The sequence below is a fragment of the Streptomyces sp. CNQ329 genome (genome assembly GCF_000482585.1).
Map to the genome: position 1 here is coordinate 123,038 of NZ_AXVU01000015.1, position 25,633 is coordinate 148,670.

A 25,633-nucleotide genomic window follows, 5' to 3' on the forward strand; every position below is an offset into this window, starting at 1 on the left:
ACCCTACCGTCGGGCGCGGGCCGGGGCGTGCGATCGGCGCGGGTGCGGGGCGGGTGCGAGGCGAGGCTGCCGCCGGGTGTGACGGAGGGTTAACCGGCTGTTCGGACGGGTGACTCCCCGGGCGTGGGAGAATCGGCACCGAGCATGCATGCGACGGCACGAGCAGGAGAGACATGCGCATCGGAGTACTCACGGCAGGCGGAGACTGCCCCGGCCTGAACGCGGTGATCAGGTCGGTGGTCCACCGGGCCGTGGCCGGTCACGGCGACGAGGTGATCGGTTTCGAGGACGGCTTCAAGGGACTGCTCGAAGGGCGGTACCACAAGCTGGACCTCAACGCCGTCAGCGGCATCCTGGCCCGCGGCGGCACCGTCCTGGGCTCGTCCCGGCTGGAGCGCGACCGGCTCCGCGAAGCCTGCGAGAACACCGAGGAGCTCAGCCGCGAGCTGGCCCTCGACGCGCTCATCCCGATCGGCGGCGAGGGCACCCTCACCGCGTCGGCGATGCTCGCCGACGCGGGCATGCCGGTCGTCGGCGTACCGAAGACCATCGACAACGACATCTCCGCGACCGACCGCACCTTCGGCTTCGACACCGCCGTCGGCGTGGCCACCGAGGCGATGGACCGGCTGAAGACCACCGCCGAGTCCCACCAGCGGGTCATGGTCGTCGAGGTCATGGGCCGGCACGCCGGCTGGATCGCGCTGGAGTCCGGCATGGCCGGCGGCGCGCACGGCATCTGCCTGCCGGAGCGGCCGTTCGACGTCGGCAGCATCTGCAAGATGGTCGAGGAGCGCTTCGACCGGCAGAAGAAGTTCGCCGTCATCTGCGTCGCCGAGGGCGCGCACCCGGCCGAGGGCACGATGGAGTACAAGAAGGGCGAGATCGACCAGTACGGTCACGAGCGCTTCACCGGCATCGGCAACCGGCTCGCCGGCGAACTGGAGCGGCGCCTGGGCAAGGAGGCCAAGCCGGTCATCCTCGGTCACGTGCAGCGCGGGGGCACACCCACGGCGTACGACCGCGTGCTGGCGACGCGCTTCGGATGGCACGCGGTGGAGGCGGTGCACCGCGGGGACTTCGGGCAGATGACGGCGCTGCGGGGGACCGACATCGTGATGGCGCCGCTGGCGGACGCGACGCGTGAGCTGAAGCGGGTGCCGGTGCACCGGATGGACGAGGCGGAGGTCGTGTTCTGACGGGTGCGGGCCGCCCTGCGGGCCGCGGTCCGGGGAGACCGCGGTCCGTACCGGCGACGGGGACGCCGGGACTCCGTACCTTGGGGGTGACGCCGGCAAGGTGCCCGGGCGCGGGATGACTTGTCCGTGCTCCCCCGGGAGCGCGGGACCCGGTCGCCCCGTGCGGATCAGCGGTCGTGTCGCCTGGAAGGGTGGGCGGGAGATGACGTTTCGGCAGCACTTGAAGCAGGAGGCGTACCGGATCCTGGACACGTTCCCGGCGGAGCTGAGACCGGAGATCTACGTCGTCGCCCTGCAGATGTACCGCGTCGACCAGGACGCCCGTTACCCGTATGTGCACGTCGGCTACAACACCGAGGCGCAGATACGCCGCGAGCGTGAGGCGGCGCGCGGTGAGCTGGATCCGGACGGCGAGGTGCGGTGGTCGTACGCGTACTGGATCCTCGACGGCTTCGAGCGCGTCGGGCACGTGCCGGAGGATCCCGTGGGCACCGCGCTGCACCGGGCGGAGGCGGTGGCGAAGGGCCTGTGGTTCGAGGACGAGGAGCAGTTCTCGGACCGGTGGTCCGCGGCGTACGACCTGCTGTGCGCGGACTTCGCGGAGGACTGCGTGGACGTGGCGCGGCACCTGCACGAGACGGGGCGCGTCGAGGAGGTGCTCGGGCGGCCGGTGCCGGTGGTCCTCTTCGACATGGACGATCCGGAGGAGCAGATCCCGCTCACGGCGGAGGCGAACCCGCCGGAGCTGGTGGCGGACTATCTGGCGTGGCAGCGGGCGCAGGTCGAGGAGTAGCGCACCGGTCGGATGCGGGGGCTGTTCGGGCGGTGGGTACAGCGGACCGCCGGGGCACCGCGGACTCAGGCGCGGGGGCGAGGTCGAGCCGCCAGACGGCCTCGTCGTCCTGGACCAGGCCCGTACGTACCAGCCCCGCCGATGCCGCGACGGCGGCGGAGGCGTGGTGGCAGGGGTGCACGTGCGCGACGAAGGCCCGCAACGGCAGCCGCCGCAGGTGCGCGACGAGTCCCCGGGCGGCCTCACCGGCCAGACCGCGCCCCTGCCACGGGGTCCCCACGACCCAGGCGACCTCGGCGACGCCCTCCCGGATCGTCACCTGTACGTAGCCGCAGAGCCGTCCGTCCGCCCGCATGCGCAGCACCCAGTTCCCCCACACGGTGCCGGCCCCGGGCGCTCCGGCGGCCAGCCGCGCGTACCGCGTGCGCAGTTCGCCGAGGGTGGGCGGCGAGCCGCCGGTGAACGCGTAGAGCGCGGGGTCGGCCAGCACGCCGGCCATCTCGTCGGCGTGCCCGACGCTCAGGGGGAGCAGGTCGAGCCGCGCGGTCCGGATCGTCTCGCCGACGGCGTCGGTCAGTTCGGTGTCCGTCACAACCCCCGGGGATCGGATGCGGAAGGAGAGACGGATGCCTCGCCCGCCCCCTGCGCTGCGGGGCCGCGGTGAAGAACATGACCGTCCCCGGGTGACGCTACTGCAAGGTGGCCGCGGACGGCACGCCGGCCACCTGCTCCGCGCGCGGGCGAACCCCGGTGGCAGGCCGTGCCTGCCACCGGGGCGGTGCCGCTCGGTGCCGCCGACCGACCGGAGGCCGGTCCCGCCGGCCGGCACCCAAGGGGCGGTGGTCCGCCGGGCCGCGCGGGCTCAGTCCTTGACGTGGCCCTTGATGTGCCGCTGCACGAACTCGTGGGCCATGTCGCCGAACTGCTTGCCGAACACGATGGACCTCTCGACCGTCGTCTTGAAGTGCACGCCTCCCCACACCCGGCTCATGGCGCAGTCCTCGACGAAGTCCGTCCAGGTGGGGTAGCGCAGCTCGATGTCCTTGGCGGGGACGATGCCCGGCTCCGTCAGCCCGGAGCCGGCGGAGACGGGCCACGTCCAGTCCAGGACGTCGGAGCGGAGGTAACGACGGGCGGCCTGCGCCTCGGCGGCGCACAGCGTGGTGGATCCGGAGGGGTAGTCGGGGTGGTCGCCCACGGGCAGATAGGAGGCCCACTCGTCCGCGGGCAGCCGGACCGTCCCCTTGCCGGGACCGCCCCAGGCGCTCACCTTGCGGCTGCCGTAGACGTGCCGGACCGCGCTGAACGGCCGGACGGCCTCGTACGTGGTCTTCAGGTGCCAGGCGGCGATCAGGTCGTCGAACTGCGCCAGGGAGGCGGTGAAGAACAACTGGGCCCAGCCGTCCAGGTCCAGGTCGTGGGCCACCGCCGCGGCGTATGTCGACTGGCCGACCCCCAGGAACTTGTTGTCGAAGAACTCCGCCTTGACCTTCTGCTCGTCGGTGAGCCTGGCCGACGCCTCCAGGATCTCGTCCACCGACCGCCTGTAGCGGCGGCGGTCGGTGTGGTCGGTGTGGTCGGGCGGGCGGAGCTTGAACCGGGACGGGTCCCGGAAGGTGTGGGCCTTGACCAGCCGCAGTTGCGGGGTGACGAACCGCTGGGCGACCCAGACGGCCTTGTCGCCGGGGCCGCCGCCGACGCGCCGGCGGTGGGGGTGGATCGCCGGCTGCCAGCGCGAGGGGTCCGTCAGTTCGTAGGGGCTGTTCACGGGCCGGTAGCCGGTGTAGTCCTCGTAGGGCCGGCCGTTGTACTTGCGTCCCTCGTCGCCGAGGTGGTTCATGCCGTCGTGCAGGCGGGCCCTGACGATGGCCTTGCCGGCTATGTTGCCGATGCCGACAGGGCTGGCCGGATCCTCCGACTCGTCGTCGGGGTCCAGTCCGAGCGAGGCCATGAGCTGGCGCATGCCCTCCAACTGGTACGGGTCCAGGCCCTTGCGCACCTGGTACCAGGCGTGCACGCCGGCGATGTTCTTGTTCCTGTTGGTGGCGGACTCGGCGGCGGGGCGGCGGGGGATGCGGGAGTGCACGCCGACCGCGGTGGGGTGGTAGGGCGCCAGCGCGTCGAACCACGAGGTCTGCAGCGCGTGGGTGATCCAGATCAGGATGGACGCGTCCATGGGCCCGAAGACCCCCGCGTCCTGCGTGTTGGCGGCCCTGGGGACCAGGTCCCGGATGAAGTTGCCGGTGTCGAAGTCGAAGTCGTCGGCGGCCGCCTCCGCCGGCGAGCCGGCGGGCCGGCCGGCGGCGGCCGCACCGGGCTGCCCCCAGACGGCGAGCGCCGCGGCCGTTACCCCGCCGAGCACCAGCGACCTGCGCCGCGGTCCCATGCCCGAGACGGGGGAAGATCCGGACGTCCTCATGGGTTGTTTCCCCTATCTTGTTCGCGAAGCATCACGCGTATCCAGGGCTGAATCCCTGCTGACGGGTCGGCCAGACGCTAACGCCCGCCCCTCGCAATCCACTCGCGCCCTCCTCGTGGACGGGGCCGGCGGCCCGCTGACCTGGGGTCGGTGAAGATCACGCCCCGTGGATCGCGGGTCGGGTACGGCGCGGGCGGACCGCGTCAGTTGCGCAGGAGCTCCCAGAAGCGGGGGAGTATCTGCTGCAGATACGTCGTCGCCCCCGCCGCGGACTCCGAGGCGGGGTCCTCGTCCCAGTTGCGGGCCGCCGCGGTGCGGGTCTGGTACTCCTCGTGCAGCGCGCTCAGGGCGCGTTCCAGAGCGCGGCGGGGAAGGCGCGTGAGCCGGGCCACGGGGCGGACGTGGGGCTGCCAGCGGGTGGTGGCGGCGTCGCGGAGGTGGCGGGCCAGGGGTTCGGTGCGGCCGGTGAGGTCCAGGAGGTCCGGGAGGGGGAGGCGCAGGAGGTAGGCGAGCCGGGTGGCCTGGGACTCGGTGCCGGGCCAGCGGCCGGTCCGTTCGGCGCTGAGGTAGGTCGCGGGGTCCATGCCGATGTGGCGGGCCACGTCGTCCAGAGGCAGTCCGTGGGCGCGGCGGTGGGCGTGGAGCGGCGTGGAGGAGCCCATCAGGTCCGCCGGGGTGCACCACAGGGCCCCGGCCAGGGCGTCGAGTTCGTGGTGGGTGGGGCGGGCGTGGCCCTTCTCCCAGTCGGCGACCGCGGCGGCGGGTACGGCCAGGCCGTACGCGGCGCGCATGCCGTACGCGACGTGGTCGTGGCCCAGGCCCAGGGCGCGGCGTAATCGACGGGCCGCCGCGGGGTCGAAAGGTGGTGGGTGCTCCGGCGATCCGGCGCCGGAGCCGGGCGCCTGTGTCGTCACACCGTCACCGTAGGTAGTGATGCACCCCGTTATCAACCGTGCGTTCCGCCGAAGCTACGGAGGGGCGCGGGCGCGCCGAGGGGGGTTGACGGTGGTCGGTCGATGGTTAAAGTCTAGACCAATTACCCCCCACGCAAGGAGTGTTGTATGGACCGCGGTACGAAGCGTCCCGGCAAGGGCCGCAAGGCACTCAAGGCGGCCGTCGCCGCCGCGGGCACCGCCCCGCTGCTCCTCCTCGCCCTGCCCACCCAGCAGGCGAGTGCGCACGGCTGGATCACCAACCCGCCGAGCCGTCAGGACCAGTGCGCGAACGGCGTCGTCGAGTGCGGCGCCATCACGTACGAGCCGCAGAGCGTCGAGGGGCCGAAGGGCCTGACCAGTTGCAGCGGCGGCAACGAGGGCTTCGCCGAGCTGGACGACGACAGCAAGGGCTGGAACGTCACGAACGTCGGCAGCACCACGACGTTCAACTGGAAGATCACCGCCCGGCACAGCACCAGCACCTGGCAGTACTTCGTCGGCGGCCAGAAGGTGGCGGAGTTCGACGACGGCGGCGCCCAGCCGCCCGCCGAGTTCAGCCACACCGTCGACTTCGGCGGGATCACCGGCAAGCAGAAGGTGCTCGCCGTGTGGAACGTCGCCGACACGTCGAACGCCTTCTACGCCTGCGTCGACGTCAACATCGGCGGCTGACGGCCCGCCACGCGGCTCCCGGAGCCACACGCGGCACGCGCCCGGCGGGCTGACCGCCAGGCGCGTGTATGCGGCCCCGTGAGCGGCGGTGGAGGGCCGGCCAGGCCCCGGTCTGCCCTCCACCGCGCCACGCCCCCGCCGGTCAGCCCTTCACCGCGCCGCCCAGGGCGAAGCCGCCGCCCAGACGGCGGGCGATGAGCACGTACAGCAGCACCGCCGGCGCCGAGTAGAGGATCGAGAAGGCCGCCAGCTCCCCGTAGACCACCGACCCCATGTTGCCGAAGAGCTCGAAGATCGAGACGGAGGCCGGCATCTGGTCCGGGCTGAGCAGCAGCATGAAGGGGACGAAGAAGTTCCCCCACATCATGATGAACGAGAAGACCGTCACCACCGTGACCCCCGGGCCCATCAGCGGCAGGATCACCCGCACCAGCGCCTGCATCGACGACGCGCCGTCCGTCCAGGCCGCCTCCTCCAGCACCTTCGGCACCCCGTCCATGAAGTTCTTCATCAGCCAGATCGCGAACGGCAGTTGCGAGCTGGCCAGGAAGAACGCCGTGCCGGACATCGTGTCGATCAGGTTGATCTGCACGAACAGCCCGTAGACCGGCACCATGATGGCGGTGATCGGCAGGCTGGTGGTGAAGAGGATCGTCAGCATGAACGGGCGGTTCAGCCGCGAGCGGTAGCGCGACAGCGGGTACGCCGCCAGCGCCGCCGCGACGACCGTGACGGCCGTCGCCGAGCCGCACAGGATCAGGCTGTTGAGCAGCGGGCGGAAGCTGATGTCCGTGGTCATCACCGCGTCGAAGTTGTCCCAGGTGACGTCCGTCGGCGGCCGGGCGGTCAGCCCCGAGTCCGCGTCGATCGACGCGAAGAGCAGCCAGGCCAGCGGCAGGATGAACGCCAGCGCAGCGAAGAGCAGACACAGATCGGCGGCCAGCCGCCGGCCGTACCTGCGCGCGCCGAGGGTGGCGGCCCCGCGGCGCCGGCGGGGCGCCGGGGAGCCGGGCGGCGGGGTGTCGCGGGTGAGCGTGGACGTGGGCATCGATTCATACCTCCGTACGCAGCATCCGCATGTACACCAGGGAGAACAGCGCGCCCACCAGCAGCAGGAGCAGGGCCACCGCCGTGCCGTAGCCCAGCAGGTTGTTCTTGAACGCCTGCTCGTACATGAACAGCGGCAGCGTCTGGCTGCGGTCGCCCGGGCCGCCGCGGGTCATCGCCCAGATCAGCCCGAAGACCGAGAGCGTCTGCAGGGTGTTGAGCATCAGGTTGGTGGCGATCGAGCGCCGGATCATCGGCAGCGTGACGTGCCAGAGCTTCCGCCAGCCGCCGGCGCCGTCCACCTCGGACGCCTCGGTGATCTCCTTGGGGATCTCGGAGAGCGCGGCGGAGTAGACGAGCATCGAGAACGCCGTGCCGCGCCAGATGTTGGCGAACGACACCGCCAGGATCGGCAGCGTGTACAGCCAGTTCTGGCTGGGCAGATGGAGCCAGTCGAGGACGGAGTTGAGGGTGCCCTCGCGGCGGAAGAAGGCGTAGAGGAGGAATCCGGCGACGACCTCGGGCACCACCCAGGCGGTGATCACGATCGCGCCGGTGACGGTACGCACCGTCTTCGAGGCCCGCTGCATCAGCGAGGCGAGCGCGAGCCCCAGCGTGTTCTGGCCGACGATCGACGACAGGATCGTGAACACCAGCGTCAGCCAGACGGCGTTGACGAACCCCTCGTCGCCGAAGGCGGTACGGAAGTTCTCCAGACCGACGAACGACGACTCCGCCTGGCCCGACAACTGCAGGTCGGTGAAGGCGATCCACACGCAGTAGGCGATGGGGCCGGCCAGGAAGAGCAGCATCAGGACGACGGACGGCCCCACGGGCAGCGCCCTCAGGAGGGCGCGCAGCACGGAGTTGGGCGGCTGCGTGCGCTTCGGCGGTCGGGTACGACGGGCGCCGCCGCCCGCCTGGCCGGGGACGCGCGCCGCACCGGCGGCGCCCCGGGGCCCGGCGGGGGCGGGGGTGTGCTTGGTCACCATGGCCTCTCGGGCTGCTCGCGCGGGCTACTTCTCGACCACCTCGCCGTCGGTGATCGAATCGAGCTGTTCGCCGTAGCCCTTCGCGGCCTCCTCGGCGGAGGCGTCGCCGGTGGTCACCTGCTCCATGGCCTCCTGGATGGCCGTGGAGACCTGCGGGTAGACCGGGAGAGCCGGTCGGTAGTGGGTGTCCTCGACCAGGCCGGTGAAGAACTCGACGCCCGGGACGTACGCCTGGTAGTCGGGGTCGGCGGCGACGTCCTCGCGGACGGCGATCTGGCCGTTGGCGACGGTCAGCCGGGTGTTGTTCTTCTGCGACTGGGCGACCTTCATGAACTCGAAGGCCAGATCGGGGTTGTTGGACTTGGCGGGGATGGACCAGGCCCAGCCGCCGGACATGCTGACCCGGCCGGGTGCCTGGCCGTTCTGGGTGGGCATGGCGGCCTGGCCGAGGACCTCGGTCCACTCGGGCCACGGCTTGGGGCCGGTCTCCAGCCAGTTGTTCGACATCCACGAGCCGTCGAGGTCGATGGCGAGCTTGCCCTCGGGCAGCCACTCGGTGCCGACCTTGGTGCCGACGTTGGGGTCGAGGGCGTCCTGCGGGTCGGGGCCGAGGCCGTCGTTGTAGACGGTGTGCACGAAGTCGAGGGCGTCGGTGAAGCCCTGGCTGCCGGCGACCCACTTCTTCGACCCGGGGTCGTACAGCGGGTCGGCGCCGGTCCCGTACAGCAGCATCTCGAAGCCCTGCATGGACGCGGCTTCGCCGGCGGGCTTGCCGGTGTAGACGTTCAGCGGGATCACGCCGGGCAGTTCACGCTTGATGGTGCGGGCCGCGTCCAGCACGTCGTCCCAGGTCCTGGGCTGCCAGTCGACGGGGAGGCCGGCCTTGTCGAACAGCTCCTTGTTGTACCAGAGCCCGCGGGTGTCGGTGCCGTCCGGGACGCCGTACGTCTTGCCGTCCTGGCCCTGCGCGGCGGTCTTCGCCGTGTCGATGTACTGATCCCAGTCCTTCCAGCCCTGGAGATAGTCGTCGAGGGGGGTGAGCAGGCCCGCGGCGATATCGGAGTTGATCAGGAAGGTGTCCTCGTAGACGAGGTCGGGGGCGGTCTTGGGGGACCGCAGCATCTGCTGGACCTTGGTGTAGTACTGCTCGTCCGGCACTTGAACGGGGATCAGTTCCACCTTCTTGCCGGGGAACTTCTTCTCGAACTCCTTCTTCACCGCCTCGATCTCGCGGTCGAAGATCTTGTTCTTGGAGTCCGTGGACTTCTTGAACTGCACCCTCACGGTGTCCGGATCGCTGCCGGAGTCTCCGCAGGCGGAGAGTGCGGTGGCGGCGAGCACGGCGGTGAGCGCGGTGGCGAGCATGGGGGAAAAGGGTCGGTACACGGCGGGACCTCCCTGCGGCTCCGGCGAGGATGCGGTGAAAGTACGGCTGTCCGGATGTCCGGTCAATCCTTCTGGCAAGGGCTGTCCTGTATCGGTGACAACGTTGTTGTACCGACGCTTTCCCGAGCCGCACCGACTGGTTTCAGCCGCCAATGGTCCGGAAGTTTTCGCGCGGCCCTCCGGGGGCGGGACCTCAGGGGCGGGCGCCGGACCAGCGGTAGCGCAGTTCGGGGCGGCCCACCTGGCCGTACCGGGGGGCGCGGGCGGCGTGGCCGGTCTCGGCCAGATGCTCCAGATAGCGGCGTGCGGTGATGCGGGACGTGCCGGTGGCCTCGCCGGCGGCGGTCGCGGTGAGGCCGTCGTCCCCCGCCCGGCGCAGGGCGTCGGTGACGGCGGCGAGGGTCGGACCCGACAGGCCCTTGGGGAGCGCGGCCTGCGCCGGCGCGCGGAGCGCGGCGAGCGCGCGGTCCACCTCGTCCTGGCCGCCGGCCTCGCCGGCCGCGGCGTGGAACTCGGCGTAGCGCACGAGGCGGTCGCGCAGGGTCGCGAAGGCGAACGGCTTCAGCACGTACTGCACGACGCCCAGGGAGACCCCCTCGCGGACCACGGCCAGGTCGCGGGCGGAGGTGACGGCGATGACGTCGGCGGCGTGGCCGGCGGCGCGCAGCGAGCGCAGCAGCGCGAGGCCGTGGCCGTCGGGGAGGTAGAGGTCGAGCAGGATCAGATCGACGGGCACCTGGTCGAGGAGGCGGGCCGCCTCGGCGCGCGACCGGGCGGCCCCGGCGACGGCGAAGCCGGGCACGCGCTCGACGTAGAGCCGGTGGGCGTCGGCGGCGACGGGGTCGTCCTCGACGACGAGCACGCGGATGGGCGCGGAGCGCCCGGCGGCGGTCACCGCTCACCCCGGCGCGGCACGGCGCCGGCGGGGTTCCCGGCGGCGCCGGTTCGGGCCGAGCGGCGCGTGGAGGCGTCGGCCGGGCCCGCGGAGCCCTCGCGGGAGTCCGGCCCGGTGGCGCGGGTGTCCGGGGCCGGACCGCGGGGTGCGGAGGGTACGCCCCCGCGGCCGGAGGCCCGGTCCGGGGGCGGGGTGCCGTCGGCCGGGTTGCGCGCCGCCGGTACCCGGGGCGTCGCGGCTGCCGGGCCGCCGTCGGCCGGGTCCGGGCGCTCCGCGGCGCTCCCCTCGGCGGCACGTCGCGCGGCGGACTCGTCCCGGCCCGCGGGCGATGCCGCGGCCGGCTCCTCCGCGGCCGTCGTGGCGTGAGCCGTCCCGGCCCACGCTCCGGGTGCTCCCCGGGGAGTGGAGGGCTGCGCCGGTGGTCCGTCCCGCGGTTCACCGGCCTCCGGGGAGCCGGCTTCCGGGGCGCCGCCGTCTCGTGTACCCGCCGGGCCCAGCGGCAGGCGGACCGTGAACTCCGCGCCGCCGCCCTCCGCCCGGCTCAGCGTCGCCTCGCCGCCGTGGCGGCGGGCCGCCTGGCGGACCAGGGCCAGGCCCAGGCCGCGGCCACCGGGGCCCGCGCGCTTCGTCGTCCATCCGCGCTCGAAGACCTCCTCCGCAAGCCGCGGGTCCACCCCCGGGCCGTCGTCCGCGACCCGCAGCAGCAGTTCGCCGTCCGCCGCCCGCGCCGTGACCCGTACCTGCGGCTGGCCGCCGTCCCGTACCCCGGACGCCGTCCGGGTCCTCGCCCCCTCCGCCGCCGCGTCCACCGCGTTGTCGATCAGGTTGCCGAGCACCGTCACCAGGTCCCGGGCCGGCAGGGCCGGCGGCAGCACGCCGTCGTCGATGCGGCTGTCCGGGCTCAGCACCAGCTCCACCCCCTGCTCGTTCGCCTGCGCGGCCTTCCCCAGCAGCAGCGCCGCCAGCACCGGTTCCGTCACGGCGCCCGTGACCCGGTCCGTCAGGGTCTGCGCCAGCTCCAGCTCCGCGGTGGCGAACTCCACCGCCTGCTCCGTGCGCCCCAGCTCGATCAGCGAGACCACCGCGTGCAGCCGGTTCGCCGACTCGTGCGCCTGCGAGCGCAGCGCCTCCGCGAAGCCCCGCGCCGAGTCCAGCTCGCCCGTCAGCGTCTGCAGCTCCGTGACGTCCCGCAGCGTGACGACCGTGCCGCGGTGCTCGCCGCCCGTGACCGGCGAGGTGTTGACGACCACGGTGCGCTCCCGCGTCAGATGCACCTCGTCGACCCGCGGCCTCGGCGACAGCAGTGCCTCGGTCAGCGGTGCGGGCAGCCCGAGGTCCGCGACCGGCCGGCCCACGACCTCACCGCCGGCACTCAGCCCGAGCAGTTCCCGGGCCCCGTCGTTGACCAGGGCGATCCGTCCGGCGCCGTCGAGCATCAGCAGGCCCTCGCGGACCGCGTGCAGCGTCGCCTGGTGGTAGTCGTGCAGGCGGCTCAGCTCCCCGGCGTTCATGCCGTGCGTGTGCCGGCGCAGCCGGGCGTTGATGAGGTACGTCGCCAGCCCCGCCAGGGCCAGCGCCCCCGCCGCGACGTACAGCACGGGTATGAGCTGCCGCCTCACCTCGTCGCTGATCGTCTTGACGGTGATCCCCGCGCTCACCAGCCCGACGATCCGCCCGTCGTCCGCCCGTACCGGCGTGACCACGCGCAGCGACGGGCCCAGCGTGCCGGTGTACGTCTCGCTGAACGTCTGGCCGCGCAGCGCCCGGGCGGTGTGGCCGAGGAACGCCTCCCCGATGACATCCGGGTTGGGGTGGGTGAAGCGGGTGCCGTCGGGGGCCATGATCGTGATGAACGTCACCGCGGTGCCCCGCCGGGCGCGCTCGGTGTACGGCTGCAGGACGTCGGAGGGATTCCCGTCGCCGGTGATCGCCTCGGCCACCCCCGGGGCCGCCGCCACCGACCGCGCCGTGCTCTCCGCCTCCCGGGCCGCGGCGTCCTCCGCGCGGTCGTGCGCCGTGACGTACATGAAGGCCGCCGCCCCGGCCAGCATCAGCGTGACCAGCACGACCTGCATCGCGAAGAGCTGGCCGGCCAGGCTCCGGGGGCGGGGGAGGCGCATGGACCCAGTGTCACCGGAGGGGCCACGTGAACGAAATGAACGCAACCGTGACGCCGTCCGCGCCGGCCGACATATTCACCGGGACCGCAGGGACACCGAGCCGTGAGGAGGCAGCGACGTGGCTGCACCCACCCCCGTGGCGGGCCGCGTGAAGCGGGACCGCACCCACTATCTCTACCTCGCCGTCATCGTCGCCGTGCTGGCCGGCATCGCGGTCGGCTTCGCCGCGCCCGACGCGGCCGTGGAGCTGAAGCCGATCGGCGAGGGCTTCGTCAACCTGATCAAGATGATGATCTCGCCGATCATCTTCTGCACGATCGTGCTGGGCATCGGCTCGGTCCGCCAGGCCGCCAAGGTCGGAGCGGTCGGCGGGCTGGCGCTCGGCTACTTCCTGGTGATGTCCACCGCCGCGCTGGCCATCGGCCTGGTCGTCGGGAACATCGTGCAGCCCGGCGACGGCCTGCATATCACCGACGAGACCCGCAGCGCCGGCGCCGACCAGGCCGCCGCGGGCCACGCGGAGTCGACCACCGACTTCCTGCTCGGGATCATCCCGGACACCATGGTCTCCGCCTTCACCGCGGGCGAGGTGCTGCAGACGCTCTTCGTGGCGCTGCTGGTCGGCTTCGCGCTGCAGGCCATGGGCCGCGTCGGCGAGCCGGTGCTGACCGGCATCGGGCATCTCCAGCGGCTGGTCTTCCGGGTGCTGGCGATGATCATGTGGGTGGCCCCGGTGGGCGCGTTCGGCGCCATCGCGGCGGTCGTCGGCGAGACCGGCGTGGACGCGCTGAAGTCGCTGGCCATGATCATGATCGGCTTCTACGCCACCTGCGCGCTCTTCGTCTTCGTGGTGCTCGGGCTGGTGCTGAGGTTCTTCACCGGCCTCAATATCTTCCGGCTGCTGAAGTACCTGGCCCGGGAGTTCCTGCTGATCGTCTCCACCTCCTCCTCGGAGTCGGCGCTCCCGCGGCTGATCGCGAAGATGGAGCACCTCGGGGTCTCCAAGCCCGTCGTCGGTATCACCGTGCCGACCGGCTACTCCTTCAACCTCGACGGCACCGCGATCTACCTCACCATGGCCTCGCTGTTCATCGCCGAGGCGATGGGCGACCCGCTCACCATCGGCCAGCAGATCTCGCTGCTCGTCTTCATGATCGTCGCCTCCAAGGGCGCCGCGGGCGTCACCGGCGCGGGGCTGGCCACCCTGGCCGGCGGGCTCCAGTCGCACCGGCCCGAACTGGTCGACGGCGTCGGCCTGATCGTCGGCGTCGACCGGTTCATGAGCGAGGCCCGGGCGCTGACCAACTTCGCCGGCAACGCCGTGGCCACGGTGCTCATCGGCACCTGGACCAAGGAGATCGACAGGGACCGGGTCGAGGAGGTCCTCGCCGGCCGGGTGCCGTTCGACGAGGCGACACTCGTGGACGACCATGCGCCCGCACCCCCGAAGACGGCCGATGCCCCGCCGGAGCCCTCGCCCGGGCAGGAGGCGCGGCCCGTCAAGGTCTGAACAAGCCGTTACGCATGCGGAAACACAGGACAACCATTCGCCCCCCGGACCGGTCTCCCTGAGCATCAACGAGAACGGGCTGGGGGGCCAGTGGAGCAGCCGCATGTCAGCGTGGTCATCGCCGCGTACAACGCCATGCCGTACCTGACCACGTGCGTCGCATCGGTGCTGGGACAGAGCCTGCCGCCGGAGGCCGTCGAGGTCGTCGCCGTCGACGACGGCTCGACCGACGGCACCGGTGAGGAACTCGACCGCTTCGCCCGGCTGCACCCCGGGCGCGTCCGCGTCGTGCACCAGGAGAACTCCGGCGGCCCGGCCGCGCCCCGCAACGCGGGCATCGCGCTGGCCCACGGCCGGTACGTGTTCTTCCTCGACGCCGACGACTACCTCGGCCCCGAGGCGCTGGAGCGGATGACCGCGATGGCCGACGAGAACGGCTCGGACGTCGTCGTCGGCAAGCTCGTCGGCGTCGGCGGGCGGAAGCCGCCGACGTCGATGTTCAAGCGCGACCAGCCCGACGCCGACCTCTACGGCTCCCGGGTCTTCTGGGTGCTCAACCCCATGAAGCTCTTCCGCCGCGAGCTGATCGAGCGGCACGCTCTGCGCTTCCCCGAGGAACTGCTCACCGGCGAGGACCAGGTCTTCGTGACGAAGGCGTATCTGCACGCCGAGAAGATCTCCGTGCTCGCCTCGTACGACTGCGTGTACTACGTGCTCCGCGACGACGGCGGCAACCTGACCACCACCGTCCGCAGGGCACCCGGCTCCCGCGGCGGCAGCTTCGGCCCGCTCGCCGCGATGTTCACCCTCGTCGGCGAGAACACCCCCGCCGGCCCCCGCCGCGACCATCTCCTCACCCGCCTCTACGGGGTCAACCTCCAGCGTGCGCTGCGGGGCGTCCACCGCGAGCCCGACACCGACCGCTCCCGCCGGATGTTCGCCGCGGTGCACGAGCCGGTCGCCCGCTGGTACAGCGAGACGGCGATGGCCGGACTTCCGGCGATCGTGCGGCTCCAGGGCGAACTGGTGCGGCGCGGGCTGTACGAGGAGACGGTGGCGGTCGTCCGTTACCTCGGCAGCCGCCGTGAGGCGCTCGACCGCGAGGGCGGCGCCAAGCCCGTCCGCTGGCTGGCGCCCGACGGCTTCACCGTCGAGGGCGGCCGGGTCTTCGCCCACTATCCGTACTTCCGCGACTCCCGGCTCGGCCTGCCCGACGCCGTGTTCGACGTCACCCGCCAGGTCGGCGCCCGTTCCTTCGTCCGCCCCGGGTCCGTCACCGTCACGCAGGACCGCCGGGACGCCCGGGTGTTATCCGTCCGCGGCCGGCGCCGCACCCGGCTGCCCGCGGTTCCGCTGGAGGTGACGGCGACCCGCGAGAGCGACGGCCGTACGATCACGGTCGAGGTCCCGGCACCGGCCGACGGCCCCGTGAACGGCCCCGCGTCAGGCTCCGGCTCGGGTGGCGGGCGGACGTTCACCGCCCGTCTTCGCGTGCCCCGGCCCGGCACCTGGCACCTCGCCCTGCGGATCGCGGGCAACGGCGGGTCGGAGCTGCCGTTGCAGGCGGTGCGGGTGGAGAGCGCGAACCCGGCGCGGGCCTTGCGCGCCTGGCTCGGCCGGGGCGGCCGGAGGGCGGTCCGCCCGGCGTCCTGATCACGGGGAGGTGACGATCTCGTGCTCCTCTCGTAACCGAATACAACTTTGAGCATCGCTCGTATGTCTTGCAGTCGAGCTGAATTCACACCGAATTCGGCCGACGCTCACGATCACCATCCAGGAGCAGCAGTGTCGACAGGCACCCCCACGGAGCCGACAGCGAGTACGACCGGCCAGGCCATCCGAACCACCGCCGTGGTGCTGGCGGGGGGCACGGGGCAACGCGTGGGGCTCTCCATACCCAAGCAACTGCTGAAGATCGCCGGGAAGACCGTGATCGAGCACACGCTCGCGGTCTTCGAGCAGGCCGACAGCGTCGACGAGATCCTGGTCCTCATGGCGCCCGGCTACGTCGAGGACGTCGAGCGGATCGTCGCCAAGGCGGGGCTGACGAAGGTGCGCCGGGTGCTGGAGGGCGGTGGCACCCGCAACGAGACCACCGAGCGCGCCATCGCCGAGATCGGCGCGGATCTCGCCGAGGGCGAGGACGCCAACGTCCTCTTCCACGATGCCGTTCGCCCCCTGCTGTCGACCCGGGTGATCGCCGACTGCGTCAGCTCCCTGGAGCGCTACCAGGCGGTGGACGTCGCCATCCCCTCCGCCGACACGATCATCGTCACCCGGCGGCACGGCGAGGACGGCGAGTTCATCACCGACGTCCCGGACCGCTCCCGGCTGCGCCGCGGGCAGACGCCGCAGGCGTTCAAGCTCTCGACCATCCGGCGGGCGTACGAGGTGGCCGCGGGCGACCCGAACTTCCAGGCCACCGACGACTGCTCGGTGGTGCTGAAGTACCTGCCGGACGTGCCGATCCACGTGGTCGCGGGCGACGAGTACAACATGAAGGTCACCCACCCCGTCGACGTCTTCATCGCCGACAAGCTCTTCCAGCTCGCCTCCACCTCGGCCCCCGAGCACAGCGACGAGGAGGCCCACCGCCGCCTGCTGGAGGGCCGCACGCTCGTCGTCTTCGGCGGCTCGTACGGCATCGGCGGAGACATCTGCGAGCTGGCCCGCGGCTACGGCGCGCACGTCTACCCCCTCGGCCGGTCCACCACCGGCACCCACGTGGAGAACCCGGCCGACATCGAGGAAGCGCTGCGCCGCGCCTACGACGAGACCGGCCGCATCGACTACGTCGTCAACACCGCGGGCGTGCTGCGCATCGGCCGGCTCGCCGACACCGACGACGCCGCCCTCGAAGAGGCCCTGCGCGTCAACTACCTCGCGCCGGTGCAGATAGCCCGGATCGCCCACAAGTACCTCGCCGAGACCCACGGCCAGCTCCTGCTCTACACCTCCAGCAGCTACACCCGCGGGCGCGCCGAGTACAGCCTGTACTCCTCCACCAAGGCCGCGGTCGTCAACCTCACCCAGGCGCTCGCCGACGAGTGGGCCGCCGACGGCATCCGCGTCAACTGCATCAACCCCGAGCGCACCGCCACCCCGATGCGCACCAAGGCGTTCGGCGAGGAGCCGGCCGGCTCCCTGCTGGCCTCGGAGGCCGTCGCCCGCACCTCGCTCGACGTGCTGCTCTCCGAGATGACCGGTCACGTCATCGACGTGCGCCAGCAGGATCCGACCCGCGGCTCCCGTGTCGACCGGGCGCTGGCCGCGGTGCTCGACCGCAGCGAGGACGGCGCAGAGGCGGGTGTGCGATGACGGGGGCACTCCTTCGCCTGGTGCGGGTCGGCAGCGGCGTGGAGTTCGCCGCCGCCGCCGTGATGCTGGTCTCGTACCCGCTGCTGCTCGTGGCCGCGCTGATCCCGAGCCTCGGCACGTTCGCCGTGGTCGCGGCCGTCTCCTACGTCTCCGACCACTTCCTGCACCGGCGCAACGCCTATGTGCTCAACCGGCTCTCGCGCGCCCGTGCCGGCCTGACGCTGCGCTTCATGCTGCGGCAACTGCTGCTGGTGCTGCTGCTGGCCCGGATGGGCGTCACCGGCGACACCCTCGGCTACGAGGCCATCGCCTGCTTCGCCCTCGTCGCCACCCTCCAGGCGCCGCACAGCGGCCTGCTCACCCTGCTGCGCAACCGCCGCAAGCTGCCCGTGGTCACCCGCAACATCGACCTCGCGCCGCTGGGGATCTCCGACGCCGCGCCCCGGCTGCTCACCCACCGCGCCGCGGAGAAGGTCCAGCACCTCGACCTGTTCGCCGTCATCGGCGTGCTCGTCGCCGCCGAGACCGGCCGTGGCGTCTACGGCTACGCCGGCATGGCCGTGACGCTGGGCCTGACCGTGCTGTACATCGCCGCCGTGGCGTACTACCTGCGGCCCGGCGGGCTGCCGCCGAAGCGCGACGCGGTGCTGGAGTGGTTCGACGAGTGGCTGCGCGCCTACCGGCCCACGCTCGTGCTCTACTTCTCCGGCACCAAGGAGTCCACGTACCAGATCAACATGTGGCTGGAGACGCTGGAGGAGCTGGACGAGCGGCCGCTGCTCATCGTGCGCGAGCAGCACACGCTGCCGGGGCTGGCCTCCACCACCGTGCCGGTGGCGTGTGTGCCGTCCGCGGTACACCTGATGAACATGGACCTGTCGTCGGTACGGGTCGCGCTGTACCCCGCGAACGTCGGCAAGAACATCCACCTGCTGCGGGTGCCCACGATGAAGCACGTCTTCATCGGCCACGGCGACAGCGACAAGGTCGCCAGCATCAACCCGTACGCCAAGGTCTACGACGAGGTGTGGACCGCCGGCCGCGCGGGACGCGACCGCTACGCGCTGGCCGACGTCGGCGTCCGCGACGACGACATCGTGGAGGTCGGCCGCCCGCAGCTCGCGCCGATCCGCCCCGCCGAGGCGCCCCCCGCCGACCGCATCCCCACCATCCTCTACGCGCCGACGTGGGAGGGCTGGACCGACGACCCCGGCAACACCTCGCTCATGCTGGCCGGCGAGAACATCGTGCGCCGGCTGCTGGCGGCCGACCCGCCGGTGCGCGTGCTGTACAAGCCGCACCCGTTCACCGGCATGGTCAGCCCGCGCGCCAAGGCCGCCCACGAGCGCATCGTCGCCATGGTCGAGCAGGCCCGGACGCGCCGTGCCGCCGAGCCCCGCTGGGTGCGCGCCGCCGCGGCCGAGCAGGGCGAACGGGACGCGGCGCGGGCCGAGCTGGTCCGTATCGAGGCCCAGCTGGAGCGGCTCGGCCGGCTCACCGACGAGGCCGCCGACGAGGCGCAGACCTCCCGTGACGCGGTGGTCGACCCCGCCCGCGAGGCGGAGGCGGCCCGGCTGAAGGAGGAGTGGAACGACGCCTACTGGCGCTCCTTCGGCTGGTGGGAGCACCGCGTCGTCACCGGCGACCGGCCCCGGCTGTACGACTGCTTCAACGTCTCGCACGGCATGGTCTCGGACATCTCCAGCGTCGTGTCGGACTTCATCGCCAGCGGCAAGCCCTACGCGGTGACCGACTCCGCGGGCCTGGGGGAGCAGGAGTTCAAGCGCCAGAACACCGCGGTGCGGGCGGCGGTCATCCTCTCCGCCGACGCCGCCAGCATCGACGAGCTGCTCGCCGCCGTCCCCGACCCCGCGGCCGACCCGCTGCGCGGAGCGCGCGAGGAGCTGAAGGAATACCTGCTCGGGCCCGACGAGCCCGCATCCGTCGTCCGCTTCGGCGAGGCCGTGCGCGCGCTGGCGGAGAAATCCGAGCGCCGCAATCTCGAGCGCGCCGTCTGAAGGAGATCCGCACGATGACATCCCCTGCGGCGAAGACCGCGGCCGGACCCCAACCCGACGTCACGGTGATCACGGGCGCGTACAACTCGATGCCCTACATCACCGCCAGCGTCACCTCGGTGCTGGAGCAGACCATCGGCACCGACAGGCTGCAGATCCTCGTCATCGACGACGGGTCCACCGACGGCACCGGCGCCGAGCTGGACCGGCTCGCCGCGGAGAACCCGGCGCTGACCGTCATCCACCAGGAGAACTCCGGCGGCCCCGCCGGCCCGCGCAACGTGGGTCTGGAGCGGGCCACCGGCCGCTACGTGTTCTTCCTCGACGCCGACGACTACATCGGGCGCGAGACGCTGGAGCGGATGGTCCACACCGCCGACACCAACGGCACCGACGTCGTCGTCGGCAAGATGATCGGCGTCAACGGCCGCGGCGCGCCGACGTCGATGTACCACCAGAACCTGGCCCGCACCGACGTGTTCAGCTCCCGCGTGTACTGGACGCTGAACCCGATGAAGCTCTTCCGGCGTGAGCTGGTCGAGAAACACAGGCTGCGCTTCCGCCCCGAGCTGAAGGTCGGCCAGGACCAGCCGTTCACCAGCGCCGCGTATCTGAACGCCGACGGCATCAGCGTGATCGCCGACTACGACTGCGTGTACTGGGTCAAGCGGGACGACGGCGGCAACAACACCTCCGTCACCAAGGGCACCGCGCCCCGGATCCGCTTCCTGCGCGCGATGTTCGAGCTGGTCGGGGAGTACGTGCCGGAAGGCCCGCGCCGTCACCACCTGCTGGCCCGGCATTACACCATCGACCTGCCGCACACCATCCGGCAGTTGCGCCGGGAGAAGCACGCCTCCGACCAGCGGGAGGCGTTCGAGGACATGCGGCGGCTGTTCGACGAGTGGTACAGCGAGGGCATGGCCGCCCGGCTGTCCGTCGTGGAGCGGCTGCTGATGGAGCTGGTGCGCCGCGGCGACCTCGACGACCTGCTCACGGCGTCGAAGTACCACCGCAAGCTCGGCGACCGCGCCGTGGACCACGTGACGGAGAACGGCCGCGTCTACGCGCGCTACCCGTTCTTCCGCGACCCCGCCAGGAACATCCCGGACGAGTTCTACGACGTCACGGACGAACTTCCCGTCCCGTTCCGTGTCGGCAGGGCCGAACTCGACGCCGCCACCGGCGTCGTCCACCTCACCGGCAAGATCAAGGCGCCCGGGCCCGGAGGCTGGAGCGCCCCGCCGGAGATGCTGCTCAAGCAGCGCGGCGGCATCGTCCAGCACCGGCTGCCGCTCGCGGTCGACGAGGCGCGGGACGACGCCGGCTACCAGGACTTCCGGCTGGACATCGACCCGGCGACCGCCGGCGGCGGCGAGCCGCTGCAGGAGGCGCTCTGGGACCTCTCGCTGAGCTGCGGCGAAGTCAACGTCACCCGGTTCGGCGACGAGAACAACCTGGGCCTGGTCAAGCAGCCGGCGATGCACGCGGCGCCCAAGCACGCCGGCTCCGGCCAGGTCGTCACCCTCTACGCGATCCGCTCCACCGGCCATCTCACGCTGGAGCTCGGCGAGATCAAGCACCAGGCCGCCAAGCGGTTCGAGGCCGCCGCCCAGGCCCCGGCGCGCCGCGACGAACTCGTCGTCGACGTACGCACCACCGTCTCCGGGCTGCCCGCCGACGCGGTGCGGCTGGACGTCGAGGGCCCCGCCGGCGTCGTCGCCTCCGCCGTCGCCCAGCCGGGCAGGGCCACCGGCGCCACCCGGACCTACCGGGCCCGGGTGCGGCTGCCGCGCGAGGCGCGCAAGCGGCGCGACGCCTTCACGCCGAAGGCGACCGTACGCGCCGGGAACCTTGCCTGGACCGTCCCCGTACGCCCCGCGCCCGCCGCGGGCGGCTCCTCCGCGCCGGCCGGCCGGAGCCTCGGCACGGTGCTGCGCTCCGCCAAGTCCCGGCTGGCCGCGCGCAAGTGACGTCCCGGCGTTCCCGGCGTACCCGCCACCACCAGCACCGTTACCCGGAGGGTTGATGCACGGCCAGCAGGCCCCGGCGCTCGATGCGCACGATCCGACCGAGCGCCGGTCACGGCCGGACGCGCCGCGCGCGTCCGGTCACGGCCGGGGGTTCCGCCCCGACGTCGAGGGACTGCGGGCCGTCGCCGTCGGCGTGGTGCTGCTGTACCACGCCGGGGTGCCGCTCATCTCCGGCGGCTACGTCGGCGTGGACGTCTTCTTCGTCATCTCCGGCTTCCTCATCACCGGGCTGCTGGTGCGGGAGCTGGAGCGCAGCGGACGGATCTCCCTCACCGGCTTCTACGCCCGCCGCGCCCGCCGGCTGCTGCCGTCCACCGCCGTCGTCCTGGCCGCGGTGGCGCTGCTGGCGTGGCTGCTGATGTCGCCGGTGGAGCGCAAGACGGTCGCCAAGGACCTGGCCGCCGCCGCGCTGTACGTCGTCAACTGGCAGCAGGCGTCGCTCGCCGTCGACTACTCCGCGCTGGGCGCCGAAGCCAGCCCCGTACAGCACTTCTGGTCGCTGGCGGTGGAGGAACAGTTCTACCTCGTCTGGCCGCTGCTGATCATCGCCATCGGCTGGTGGTGCACGCGCCGCGGCGGCAAGGCGGTGCGCCCGCGGCTCGCCGTCGCGCTCGGCGCCATCGCCGCGGCCTCGTTCGCGTACTCCGTCCACCTCACCGAGCAGGAGGCCGGCGCCGCCTACTTCTCCACCTTCACCCGCGGCTGGGAGCTGGCCGTCGGCGGCCTGATCGCGCTGGTGCCCGCGGACGCCTGGCGGCGGCTGCCGGGCCGGGTCGCGGGCGTGCTGGCCCTCGCGGGGCTCGCCGCCATCGCGGCGGCCGCGCTCGGTTTCTCCGACGAGACCCCCTTCCCGGGTTCCGCCGCCGCGCTGCCCGTGCTGGGCGCCGCCGCCGTCATCGCGGCCGGCGCCGCGGCGCAGGACACCGCGGGGGCGAAGCTGCTGGGCATCGCGCCGATGCGGTACGTGGGGCGCATCTCGTACTCCTGGTACCTGTGGCACTGGCCGGCCGTCGCCTTCGCGACCGTCAAGTGGCCGCACCTCACCACCGCCCAGCTCGCGGTCGTCGTCGCGGCGAGCTGGGTGCCGGCCGCGCTCACCCACACCCTGGTGGAAAACCCGGTACGGGTTTCGCGCGCGCTGGCGCCGGTGGGCCGCGGCCTCGTCCTGGGCCTCGCGTGCACCGCCGCAGGGGCCCTGCTGGGCTGGCTGACCTGGGCCACCGTGCCGACCATGAAGCTCGCCGACCCCTCGCAGGCGGTCGGCGCCGCCGCGCTGCAGGAATCCACGAAGGTCCAGGAGTCCGCCTCCGTACTCCGCCCGCTGCCGGAGGACGCCGACGCCGACGAGGGCGCGGTGTACGGCAACGGCTGCCACGCCGGGCAGCGCGACACCGAGGCCGAGGGGTGCATCTACGGCGACAGGAAGTCGGACACCACCGTGGCGCTCTTCGGTGACTCCCACGCCGCCCAGTACGCCCCGGCGCTGATCACCGTCGCCGAGGAGCGCGGCTGGCGGCTGCTCATCCTCACCAAGTCCGCGTGCACCCCCGCCAAGGTCACCATCTACAACCGGCAGTACGAGCGCGACTACACCGAGTGCGACGACTGGCGGGCCTCCGCGGTCGAGCTCATCGCCGAGGAGAAGGCCGGCCTCGTGCTCGTCGGCAACCGCGACGACCAGGCGGCGATGAGCGGCGGCGACAAGCTCGAAGGCGACGACAACACCGCCGCGCTGCGTGCCGGGATGTCCGCCACGCTGCGCGAGCTGAAGGAGAACGGGGCGGACGTCACAGCGTTCGCCGACATCCCGTACCCGCCGCAGGACATACCCTCGTGCGTGTCGGGAGCCACCGACCGACTCACCGACTGTGCGTTCCCGCTGCGCGAAGGGCTGGGATACGAGCAGGTCACCACGGAGGCGGCGAAGCAGGCGGGGGTCCGCGTCATCGACCTCACGCCCGAGCTGTGCCCGGAGGGGACCTGCCCGGCCGTCATCGGCAACGTGATCGTCTACCGGGCCGGTGAGCACATCACCGAGACGTACATGCAGACGCTCACGGGCTGGCTGGACGATCAGTTGCCCACGAGCGTCCGAGGGGAGAAGAACTCCTGATGCCGACGCAGCCGACGCCTCCGACGCTGGTGCCCACGGTGCCGCGCGGGGGCCGTATCCTCCACATCGGCCCGCACAAGACCGGCACCACCGCCCTGCAGGGCGCGTTCCACAGCGCCCGCGACCGGCTGCCCGCGTACGACGTGGTCTACGCCGGCACCCACCGGCAACCCGTCTCGGCGGCGCTCGCCAAGATCGGGGTGGAGTTCCCGGGGCCGGCGGGCACGCCCGTACGCGAACACCTCGACGTGTTCCTCCAGCGCGACCGGCCGGGCATGGAGCGCTGGCGGCGGCTGGTGCGGGAGTGCCGGCAGGCCGCCGACCGGCGCACGGTCATCAGCAGCGAGTACTTCTCCAACGCCGGCGACGACGCCGCCCGCGAGGTCGTCGCCGAACTCGGCGGCGGGGAGCGGGTGCACGTGGTCGTCACGCTGCGGCCGCTTTTGAAGATCCTGCCGTCACAGTGGCAGCAGTACGTACGCAACGGGCTGTGCTCGTCCTACGACGACTGGCTTGAGGCCATGTTCCACCGCGAGCCGTGTATCGAGCCGACGCCGAGCTTCTGGCGTCGGCACCGGCACGACGAGCTGATCGCCCGCTGGGCCGCGGCCGCGGGCCCGGAGAACCTGACCGTGCTGGTGCAGGACGAGTCCGACCAGCAGATGCAGCTCCGCGTCTTCGAGGAGTTCGCCGGGCTGCCCGCCGGGTTCCTCGTCTACGACGACCGCGACAACCGGTCGATGACCCACGGCGAGGCCGAACTCGTCCGGCTGCTCAACGAGGAGTCGCACCGCCGCGGCTGGTCGGTGGAGCGGCACGGCAAGGTCGTACGCGCCGGGGCGCTGCGCCGGATGCGCGACAAGTACCAGCCGGCCCGTGACGAGGCCCGCGTCACCACCCCCGAGTGGGCGGTGGCCGAGGCCACGGAGCTGGCCGGGAAGATGACCGCCGCCATCGCCGCGCTCGGCGTCAACATCGTCGGAGATCTGGCGTCGCTGGCCAGGCGCCCGAGTGCACCGGCCGCGCCGCCCGCCGAGGCGGTGATCCCGGCCGCCGCGGCGGCGCAGGCCGTCATCGGCGCGCTGCTCGCGCAGTCGTCGCTCGATACCAAGGCCGCCGCGGCGGCGAAGGACGCCACCGGGCCGAACTCCTCCGGGCCCGGCACGTCCCCCGCCACCGGGGCGGCCGCCCCCTCCGCGCCGGAGCCGGCGCCCGCCGACGCCCCCGCCCGGGACCGGGGCGGCGCCACCAACCCGCTGCGGAGCGCCGCCCGGCGCGGCCTCCGCCGAATCCGCCGATAACCAGAAGGACCCGCACGGATGTCGTTGAGAATCACAGTGATCGGCACCGGCTACCTCGGTGCCACGCACGCCGCCGCGATGGCGGAGCTGGGCTTCGAGGTGCTCGGCCTGGACGTCGTCAAGGAGAAGGTCGAGCTGCTGTCGGCGGGCAGGGCGCCGATCTACGAGCCCGGCCTGGAAGAGCTGCTGCGCAAGCACGTCGCGGGCGTCGAGGGTGCGACGGGCCGGCTGCGCTTCACCACGGACTGGGACGAGCTGGCCGCCTTCGGCGACGTGCACTTCGTCTGCGTCAACACGCCGCAGAAGCACGGCGAGTACGGCTGCGACATGAGCTACGTCGACGCCGCGATCGACGCGCTGGCCCCGCGGCTCGACCGTCCGTGTCTGGTCGTCGGCAAGTCGACGGTGCCGGTGGGCTCCGCGGCCCGGCTGGCGCGCCGGCTGGCGGAGCTGGCCCCGGCGGGCGAGCAGGCGGAGCTGGCGTGGAACCCGGAGTTCCTGCGCGAGGGCTTCGCCGTCGAGGACACCCTGCGCCCCGACCGCATCGTCGTCGGTGTGGCGAGCGAGCGCGCGGAGGGACTGCTGCGGGAGGTGTACGCGGGGCCGGTCGGTAACGGTACGCCGTTCGTGGTCGCCGACTATCCGACCGCCGAGCTGGTGAAGACCTCCGCCAACGCCTTCCTCGCCACGAAGATCTCCTTCATCAACGCGATGGCCGAGATCTGCGAGGCGGCCGGCGGTGACGTCGTCAAGCTCGCCGAGGCCATCGGCTACGACGAGCGGATCGGCAAGAAGTTCCTGCGCGCCGGCATCGGGTTCGGCGGCGGCTGCCTGCCCAAGGACATCCGCGCCTTCATGGCCCGCGCCGGGGAACTCGGCGTG

General features: G+C 72.4%; 17 protein-coding genes and 2 pseudogenes. 11 read left to right on the top strand and 8 right to left on the bottom strand.

What is annotated here, in order from left to right; all coding sequences use genetic code 11:
* Window positions 1-173 precede the first annotated feature (173 nt).
* The gene (locus I003_RS0112675; protein ID WP_027771875.1) at window positions 174-1,199 is read left to right on the top strand and encodes a 6-phosphofructokinase; all 1,026 of its coding nucleotides are present in this window, start codon (window positions 174-176) and stop codon (window positions 1,197-1,199) included.
* A 202-nt stretch (window positions 1,200-1,401) separates the two neighbouring features.
* The gene (locus I003_RS0112680) at window positions 1,402-1,992 is read left to right on the top strand and encodes a hypothetical protein (protein ID WP_486584196.1); all 591 of its coding nucleotides are present in this window, start codon (window positions 1,402-1,404) and stop codon (window positions 1,990-1,992) included.
* Between the two features lie 55 nt (window positions 1,993-2,047).
* Here I003_RS0112680 and I003_RS32060 read toward each other — a convergent pair.
* The 3 genes and pseudogenes from I003_RS32060 to I003_RS0112695 form a co-directional block, all read right to left on the bottom strand.
* A pseudogene (locus I003_RS32060) lies at window positions 2,048-2,584 on the bottom strand (GNAT family N-acetyltransferase); the annotation flags it as partial.
* A 270-nt stretch (window positions 2,585-2,854) separates the two neighbouring features.
* Window positions 2,855-4,411, bottom strand: coding sequence for a DUF6851 domain-containing protein (locus I003_RS0112690; protein WP_486584197.1), 1,557 nt, complete (start codon window positions 4,409-4,411; stop codon window positions 2,855-2,857).
* 203 nt (window positions 4,412-4,614) lie between these two features.
* Complete coding sequence (locus I003_RS0112695) at window positions 4,615-5,202, bottom strand: helix-turn-helix domain-containing protein (RefSeq protein ID WP_027771878.1); 588 nt, start codon at window positions 5,200-5,202, stop codon at window positions 4,615-4,617.
* A gap of 270 nt (window positions 5,203-5,472) precedes the next feature.
* Here I003_RS0112695 and I003_RS0112700 point away from each other — a divergent pair, with 270 nt between their 5' ends.
* Window positions 5,473-6,018 carry a lytic polysaccharide monooxygenase gene (locus tag I003_RS0112700; protein WP_027771879.1) on the top strand — a complete coding sequence of 182 codons (546 nt, stop codon included), beginning with the start codon at window positions 5,473-5,475 and terminating at the stop codon, window positions 6,016-6,018.
* A gap of 142 nt (window positions 6,019-6,160) precedes the next feature.
* Here I003_RS0112700 and I003_RS0112705 read toward each other — a convergent pair whose 3' ends face one another.
* From I003_RS0112705 to I003_RS32065, 5 genes and pseudogenes are all read right to left on the bottom strand, one after another.
* Window positions 6,161-7,066, bottom strand: a complete 906-nt coding sequence (locus I003_RS0112705) for a carbohydrate ABC transporter permease (RefSeq protein WP_027771880.1) — start codon at window positions 7,064-7,066, stop codon at window positions 6,161-6,163.
* A 4-nt stretch (window positions 7,067-7,070) separates the two neighbouring features.
* A complete protein-coding gene (locus tag I003_RS0112710; protein WP_027771881.1) occupies window positions 7,071-8,057 on the bottom strand; it encodes a carbohydrate ABC transporter permease in 987 nt (328 codons plus the stop codon).
* Window positions 8,058-8,081: 24 nt separating this feature from the next.
* Window positions 8,082-9,422 carry an ABC transporter substrate-binding protein gene (locus I003_RS0112715; RefSeq protein WP_027771882.1) on the bottom strand — a complete coding sequence of 447 codons (1,341 nt, stop codon included), beginning with the start codon at window positions 9,420-9,422 and terminating at the stop codon, window positions 8,082-8,084.
* Window positions 9,423-9,636: 214 nt separating this feature from the next.
* Window positions 9,637-10,338 (bottom strand): response regulator, encoded by a 702-nt coding sequence (locus tag I003_RS0112720; protein ID WP_027771883.1) that lies wholly within the window; start codon window positions 10,336-10,338, stop codon window positions 9,637-9,639.
* Window positions 10,339-10,802: 464 nt separating this feature from the next.
* Window positions 10,803-12,458: pseudogene (locus tag I003_RS32065) on the bottom strand (sensor histidine kinase); the annotation flags it as partial.
* Window positions 12,459-12,594: 136 nt separating this feature from the next.
* On the opposite strand from I003_RS32065, the gene I003_RS0112730 reads away from it, so the two are divergent.
* The 8 genes from I003_RS0112730 to I003_RS0112765 form a co-directional block, all read left to right on the top strand.
* Window positions 12,595-13,968, top strand: a complete 1,374-nt coding sequence (locus I003_RS0112730) for a cation:dicarboxylate symporter family transporter (RefSeq protein WP_037720721.1) — start codon at window positions 12,595-12,597, stop codon at window positions 13,966-13,968.
* 90 nt (window positions 13,969-14,058) lie between these two features.
* On the top strand, window positions 14,059-15,621 hold the full coding sequence (locus I003_RS0112735) for a glycosyltransferase (protein ID WP_027771885.1): 1,563 nt from the start codon (window positions 14,059-14,061) through the stop codon (window positions 15,619-15,621).
* Between the two features lie 132 nt (window positions 15,622-15,753).
* Window positions 15,754-17,286 (top strand): bifunctional cytidylyltransferase/SDR family oxidoreductase, encoded by a 1,533-nt coding sequence (locus I003_RS0112740; protein WP_051368213.1) that lies wholly within the window; start codon window positions 15,754-15,756, stop codon window positions 17,284-17,286.
* A complete protein-coding gene (locus I003_RS0112745) occupies window positions 17,283-19,304 on the top strand; it encodes a hypothetical protein (RefSeq protein WP_027771887.1) in 2,022 nt (673 codons plus the stop codon). Before I003_RS0112740 ends, I003_RS0112745 begins: the two co-directional genes overlap by 4 nt.
* Before the next feature lie 14 nt (window positions 19,305-19,318).
* Window positions 19,319-21,277 (top strand): glycosyltransferase family 2 protein, encoded by a 1,959-nt coding sequence (locus I003_RS34215; RefSeq protein WP_051368214.1) that lies wholly within the window; start codon window positions 19,319-19,321, stop codon window positions 21,275-21,277.
* 55 nt (window positions 21,278-21,332) lie between these two features.
* Window positions 21,333-23,450, top strand: a complete 2,118-nt coding sequence (locus I003_RS0112755) for an SGNH hydrolase domain-containing protein (protein ID WP_027771888.1) — start codon at window positions 21,333-21,335, stop codon at window positions 23,448-23,450.
* Window positions 23,450-24,751, top strand: coding sequence for a hypothetical protein (locus tag I003_RS0112760; RefSeq protein ID WP_037720723.1), 1,302 nt, complete (start codon window positions 23,450-23,452; stop codon window positions 24,749-24,751). The genes I003_RS0112755 and I003_RS0112760 overlap by 1 nt, the downstream gene beginning before the upstream one ends.
* Window positions 24,752-24,769: 18 nt before the next feature.
* On the top strand, window positions 24,770-25,633 hold an 864-nt coding region (locus tag I003_RS0112765; RefSeq protein ID WP_037720755.1), incomplete at its 3' end, for a nucleotide sugar dehydrogenase.

Coding starts and splice junctions, on each gene's coding strand:
- I003_RS0112675 (WP_027771875.1), top strand. CDS start 174: ATGCGCATCGGAGTACTCACGGCAGGCGGAGACTGCCCCGGCCTGAAC.
- I003_RS0112680 (WP_486584196.1), top strand. CDS start 1,402: ATGACGTTTCGGCAGCACTTGAAGCAGGAGGCGTACCGGATCCTGGAC.
- I003_RS0112690 (WP_486584197.1), bottom strand. CDS start 4,411: ATGAGGACGTCCGGATCTTCCCCCGTCTCGGGCATGGGACCGCGGCGC.
- I003_RS0112695 (WP_027771878.1), bottom strand. CDS start 5,202: ATGCGCGCCGCGTACGGCCTGGCCGTACCCGCCGCCGCGGTCGCCGAC.
- I003_RS0112700 (WP_027771879.1), top strand. CDS start 5,473: ATGGACCGCGGTACGAAGCGTCCCGGCAAGGGCCGCAAGGCACTCAAG.
- I003_RS0112705 (WP_027771880.1), bottom strand. CDS start 7,066: ATGCCCACGTCCACGCTCACCCGCGACACCCCGCCGCCCGGCTCCCCG.
- I003_RS0112710 (WP_027771881.1), bottom strand. CDS start 8,057: ATGGTGACCAAGCACACCCCCGCCCCCGCCGGGCCCCGGGGCGCCGCC.
- I003_RS0112715 (WP_027771882.1), bottom strand. CDS start 9,422: ATGCTCGCCACCGCGCTCACCGCCGTGCTCGCCGCCACCGCACTCTCC.
- I003_RS0112745 (WP_027771887.1), top strand. CDS start 17,283: ATGACGGGGGCACTCCTTCGCCTGGTGCGGGTCGGCAGCGGCGTGGAG.
- I003_RS34215 (WP_051368214.1), top strand. CDS start 19,319: ATGACATCCCCTGCGGCGAAGACCGCGGCCGGACCCCAACCCGACGTC.
- I003_RS0112755 (WP_027771888.1), top strand. CDS start 21,333: ATGCACGGCCAGCAGGCCCCGGCGCTCGATGCGCACGATCCGACCGAG.
- I003_RS0112760 (WP_037720723.1), top strand. CDS start 23,450: ATGCCGACGCAGCCGACGCCTCCGACGCTGGTGCCCACGGTGCCGCGC.